At 68.4% G+C, this 5,424-nt stretch carries 5 protein-coding genes; 4 read left to right on the top strand and 1 reads right to left on the bottom strand.

All coding sequences use genetic code 11. The features are described from left to right. The first annotated feature begins 337 nt into the window (after window positions 1–337). A complete protein-coding gene (locus AQI88_RS36215) occupies window positions 338–907 on the top strand; it encodes a DUF4232 domain-containing protein (protein WP_067008079.1) in 570 nt (189 codons plus the stop codon). A 328-nt stretch (window positions 908–1,235) separates the two neighbouring features. Here the strand turns inward: AQI88_RS36215 and AQI88_RS46245 are convergent, their stop codons facing one another. After that, window positions 1,236–1,409, bottom strand: coding sequence for a hypothetical protein (locus tag AQI88_RS46245; protein ID WP_159050477.1), 174 nt, complete (start codon window positions 1,407–1,409; stop codon window positions 1,236–1,238). Between the two features lie 168 nt (window positions 1,410–1,577). On the opposite strand from AQI88_RS46245, the gene AQI88_RS36210 reads away from it, so the two are divergent. The 3 genes from AQI88_RS36210 (at window position 1,578) to AQI88_RS36200 (ending at window position 5,063) form a co-directional block, all read left to right on the top strand. Then, window positions 1,578–2,054, top strand: a complete 477-nt coding sequence (locus AQI88_RS36210; protein ID WP_067008076.1) for an NUDIX hydrolase — start codon at window positions 1,578–1,580, stop codon at window positions 2,052–2,054. 67 nt (window positions 2,055–2,121) lie between these two features. After that, complete coding sequence (locus AQI88_RS36205; RefSeq protein ID WP_067008073.1) at window positions 2,122–2,781, top strand: hypothetical protein; 660 nt, start codon at window positions 2,122–2,124, stop codon at window positions 2,779–2,781. Between the two features lie 590 nt (window positions 2,782–3,371). Further along, window positions 3,372–5,063, top strand: coding sequence for an RICIN domain-containing protein (locus AQI88_RS36200; RefSeq protein ID WP_244184484.1), 1,692 nt, complete (start codon window positions 3,372–3,374; stop codon window positions 5,061–5,063). The last annotated feature ends 361 nt before the right edge of the window (window positions 5,064–5,424 follow it).

Below are 5,424 nucleotides of genomic sequence, written 5' to 3'. Positions count from 1 at the left end.
TGTCCCGTGCCACTGGATCTTGACCGTTTGCCATCGGACTTTGACGGACGCGAGTTTGTGTCATCGGAGTTTGATCACCTCAGGTCAGCGACTCAGCGCACCTTCGGTGCGCGCCGGGGGCGTGGTAAAACCCGTGGCGCGCTGGAGGTGCTTCGTCTGCCCTGACGGCCATCTGCACGGGTGCAGCCTGTCGTCACCGTTCCGTCACAAGTAGTCGCCGCACGGAACCCTGCCGCTCTCCCGCCCCGTCTGCACTCACGTACCACGACCACGCGTACCGCGGGGCAACAACCGACGACCGAAACCCGCGGACGAGACGACTCAGGGGGACGACAGCATGCGGCACAGCAACGGCATTCGCAGCGCGGCTCTGGCGACGACGGCGGTCACGGCCGTCGCGGCGGCGGTGACCGGCATCCTGCCCGGCACCGCCATGGCGGCGAGCACCACCACCTCCACCCCGCCGCCCGCCTGCCCGGCCTCCGCCCTCCAGGTCAGCGCCTGGCAGGCCGTCCACCGGCCCGTCGGGACCGGGACCGGGGCGGCGGTCGTGCAGTTCACCAACGTCTCCCGGAGGACGTGCGTCCTGAAGGGCCATCCAACGGTCGCGGGCGCCGGCAACGGCTCCCCCGCCCACAACACCCCGCTCAAGGTCACCCCCACCGGCAGGGCGGCCACCGTGACGGTCCGGCCGCACGGCAAGGCGTGGGTGAAGCTGACCTTCGTCCAGGTCCAGGGGGAGGCCGACGGCTACTGCGTGTCGGGCAAGGACCCGGTGACGTATCCGACGATGGTCATCGGGCTGCCGCACTCCGGGAAGCACCAGGTCGCCCTGAACGACGGGGTGTGGGCCGAGTGCGACAACAAGGTGACCGTCACCCCGGTCTCGGCGGTCAAGCCTTCCTGACCCCACCGTCCCCACAAATCGAGCAGCCTGCACGACGATCCCAACGCTCTGACCTGCACGTTTACGAGACACTGCACATAAGTACAGGTCAGCGACTCAGCGCACCTTCGGTGCGCTGAGTCGCTGACCTGCGGTGATCAAACTCCGATGACACAAACTCGCGTCCGTCAAAGTCCGATGGCAAACGGTCAAGATCCAGTGGCACGGGACACCGGTCAGCAGCAAGTGGTTCAGGAGCAGCACTGCGACCGCCTGGGCGGCCAGCCAGGCTCGGGGCCGTATCACCCTCACGGCCTTCGATCCTCCATACACGGTCGGCCAGGGCACCTCACGGCCGATGGTCGAGGCCCGGACCATGAATCCGCGACCTGTTGTCGAGCTGAAGGAGCATGAGGCCGGCATCCCGAAGCTGTGCGGCGATGGCGTCACTGGCGTGCGGGGCGCGGAGGTTGACGTAGTGGTCAGCGAAGAACCTGTCGGAGCCTGCGGAGGCGTCGAGCATCGCCGTACTCCTTCGATCGGGATCGGTGAGATCAGAGTGGGAAGGCAGGGTGCTCGCGGTAAAGCGTCTGATTGTCGACTCGGGCAAATCAGACGTAGGGGCGGTTGGTTGGAGTGCGCGTGCTACGTTCCGAAGGCCCGGCTCGCACATCGCAGGACGAGGATCCTCATGTCGTACACGCCGCCGCTCTGGCCCGTCTCCGTGAAGGGCGTTGCACTCGACGCGCATGCTCGCGTCCTACTGCTGCGAAACGAGCGTGACGAGTGGGAACTACCCGGAGGCCGCCTGGAGATCGGTTCGGGCGATGGCGTGCAGCTACCAGACACGAGTCCGCAGCGGGCTCTGGAGCGTGAGATCCAGGAGGAGACCGGTTGGGACGTCGAGGCCGGCCCGCTCATCGACGGTGGTGTGTGGATCTATCAGCCCATCCCCGGGCGACGCGTACTGATCGTGACCTACGGCTGCAACGTGCTGACTCCCGACAGGTCCCCGGTCGTCAGTCATGAACACAAGCAGTTGGGTATGTTCAGCGCGGACGACGTGCTTGGCCTGAACATGCCCGACGGCTACAAGCAGGCCATCACCGCCTGGTACGGCCGGGTAAACACCGGGTCGGCGGCCGTGGACGAGTACGAGCGGATGTAGCCGACCGTGGCCGGGGCTGAAGTGGCGACATGAGTGGGTCAGCGGCCTCGGCGTCGCCCTGGGCAACGTGCTGCCGGAGGAACGCCTCGCCACTGCCGCGCACTGGACGGCCAAGAGCCTGGAGATCGCAGAGTACTTCGAGGACGCGCGCATGACCTCGTACGTACTGCGCATGCACGGCAACGAGCTACGCAAAGCCAACCTGCGGGGCGCAGCCGTCCAACGACTGTGCCGGGCCGCCGCCACCGCCCCGGACGACACCGCTCGCGCCGCTGCCCTGCCGCTCCTCGCCCGAGCCGCCGGCGCACTGGGCAACAGTGCTCTCTTCGACCGCGTGATGCGAGAGACCGAGGGCCTCCTGGACAGCGTCGACCACACCAGCCTGTTCAACCCCTTCTCCTTGCACGAAATCCGCCTGCGCGGCCTCGTCTCCACAGGCCGCACCAGGGTGGCCATGCAGCTGGTGGAAAACAGCCCGGTGCCTACGACGGTCGTGGCTCCCCAATGGCGCGTGATCGAGCTGGTGACCGTGGCCCACGTCCAGTTGCTCGCCGACGACCGTACGGGCGCCGCCCGGTCGCTGGACATCGCCATCCGGGAGGCGGTGACACAGCGACTGCCGCACCAGCTGCAGCGCATCACGCGTACGGCAGGGACACGACTGCCCACCCAGCACTCCACAGCCTCCCAGCTCTTGGACCGGATACGACGCGAGATGGCCGCCTGACCGACAGGCTCGTGCCGCGGACCTGACCGGCGTCTCCTGCATCGCCAAGGGGTCGGACTCGCTGGTCGCCGAGGTCGTGGTGGAACTCGGCGGCCGCCTGGTCGCGGTGATCCCCTCACAGGACTACCGGCAGAACAAGGTCAAACCCGACCACGTCGCCGCCGCGGAACTCCCGGCCGTGCGGCCTGTGCCGCGCCAGGCGACGGGCCGAACGGCATAACCCACCGTCTACCCACCGCCGGCGACCGGCCGACCGGTCGTCGGCTGCGTTTCGCAGCCCCCGCCCTACGACGTGATCGCCAGCCGGCGCGCGGAGCCTGAAAAAAATCTTCGCGGTCGGGGCAACCTTTCCGGGGGCGGTGACAACTGGGTGGTGTCCGGACAGGAGGTCTGGTCAGAGGCAACGGCTGAAAGAGAGCACCGACATGTTTCCTCGCCCATCCACGTCGCCGGAGGCGTCGCCCGGCGGCCGCGCCCGCCGTGGTCGTCGCGCGTCGTTCCGCTCGGCCGTTCTGGGGCGGCGGCAGACGCATCGCGGCCGTCGGCTGTACCAGCGTCGGAGTTTCTGGGCGGCCATCAGCCTGGCGGTCGTGGGCGGCTCTGTGGTCGTGGTCAACACGGCCTCAGCGGGAACCGTGAACACGAACGCCTGGTACGTGCTGGTCAACCGCAACAGCGGCGAGGTGCTGGACAGCGTCGCCTACGGCACGTCCGACGGTGGTTCGCTGGTGCAGTGGAGCCGTAACGGCGGGACCAATCAGCAGTGGAAGTTCATCGACGCGGGTAACGGGAACTACCGGCTGCAGAACCGGAACTCCGGCAAGGTGCTGGACGACTACAAATGGTCGAAGACTGCCGGCTCCAAGCTGGTGCAGTGGCGCGACCTGAACGGCGCCAACCAGCAGTTCCACATGGAGAAGTCGTCGGACGGCTACGTGCGTCTGATCAACCGCTTCAGTGGCATGGCCGTCGAGGTCCAGGGCGGCTCCAAGTCGGACGGGGGCCGCATCGTCCAGAACCGTGACAGGGGCGGCGTCAACCAGCAGTGGAAGCTCGTCCCGGCCGGTAGCGCCAGCGGCACCGGGAACCCGGGGAACTCCGGCAGCACGCCCACGCCCGGCGGCAGCGCTCCGGCGAGCCAGGCTCCGAGCGGTACCCACCCGGCGTCGCCGCCGGCGTCTCCGGCCGCCACCGACGGCAGCTCGACGAAGCGTTTCATGGGCAGTAACACGGTGCTCATCGGCGGCTCGATGTCCGACGCCTCGGCGAGCGCCGCGCCGTTCGACGTGCGGTACGCCTATGTGCACAGCCAGCCCGCGCCCTCGTCGGACTACTACTCGGCAGCGCGCTGCCAGGACGGGTGGTCGGGCTGGTGGGGCTGCTGGACCGGCAGCACCACGGCGCCCGGCACGTACGTGACCTATCGGGACACCGTGGCGGCCCAGGCGACGTACAAGGGCAGCCCGCGCCCGCAGAAGATGCTCTGGACCTGGTACTCCTTGCGCGACCTCGGGGATGCGGCAGGCCAGGGCGACGGCCCGGGCGAGGTCCAGGCCATCAACAGGACCGACCTGCTCACCCGGTACCTGAACGACTACCGCTTCTTCCTCCAGAAGATCGGCAACTCGCACGACGCGATCGACCTCGAGCCCGACTTCTGGGGCTACGTCCGCTCGCTCGGCAATCCGCACCAGGTCGCCGCGCAGGTCACGGCCTCGAATCCGACGGACTGCGGATCGCAGGAGAACAGCGCCACCGGCCTGGCCCAGTGCCTGATCTCGATGGCGCACAAGTACGCGCCGAACACCGCCGTGGGGCTGCACCTTTCCTGCTTCGACTGGCAGACCAACACACAGGCATGCGTCAAGGACTACGCGAACCTCGGGGCGAAGAACGCCGACTTCCTGGTCACCGATGTCTCGGACCGCGACGCGGGCTGGTACGCACAGCCGGCCCACGGCGGCAGTGACCACTTCTGGAACGACCAGAAGGCCGCCGCCGCGCTGCAGTTCTACAAGACGATGGCCGAGTCCGTGGGCAAGCCGGTGGCCCTGTGGCAGATCCCCGTGGGCAACATGGCGCAGAACAACACCCTCAACCATTACAAGGACGACAAGGTGGACTGGTTCTTTGCACACATGGACCAGGTGGCGAACGCCCATGTCGCCGGCCTGTTCTTCGGTCCAGGGCAGCAGGAACAGACGACGGTCGAGTCCGACGGCGGAAACCTGATCAACAAGACGATCGCTTACCACAACTCGGGCGGCACGCCGCTCAAGTAGCCACCCGCAGCCGGTCGGCCCACCCTTCGACGGGGCCGCGTTCACCGCCCCGTCGCCCCGCCGAGCACTTCTCGGCCGGTGCCGACCGGCTGCCGCCGCCCGCGGGCGCCGGCCGTAGCGCGCCGGCCGGGGTGCCGGCAATCTCAGCGCAGTGACCGCCGTCCAGGGGCCGTCCGCCCCGCCGCCTGGGGAGGTGGACTGGGGCGGACAGCCATCTGTGGGGTTCGGTCAGTGGGCTGTACGGGTGTGGCAGCGTGGGCAGCCGCACGGCGGCCACGCGAGGGAGTCGGCGACCCGTTCGGGGTCCGGGGTGGCCCGGAATGTGCGAAGCCCGGACCGCGTGGTGCGCTCACCCCCTGGG

It is taken from the genome of Streptomyces cellostaticus (assembly GCF_001513965.1).
GTDB classification, from domain to species: domain Bacteria; phylum Actinomycetota; class Actinomycetes; order Streptomycetales; family Streptomycetaceae; genus Streptomyces; species Streptomyces cellostaticus.
Note: the sequence above shows the minus strand (reverse complement) of the source record. Positions and strands in the feature narration are given on the sequence as shown.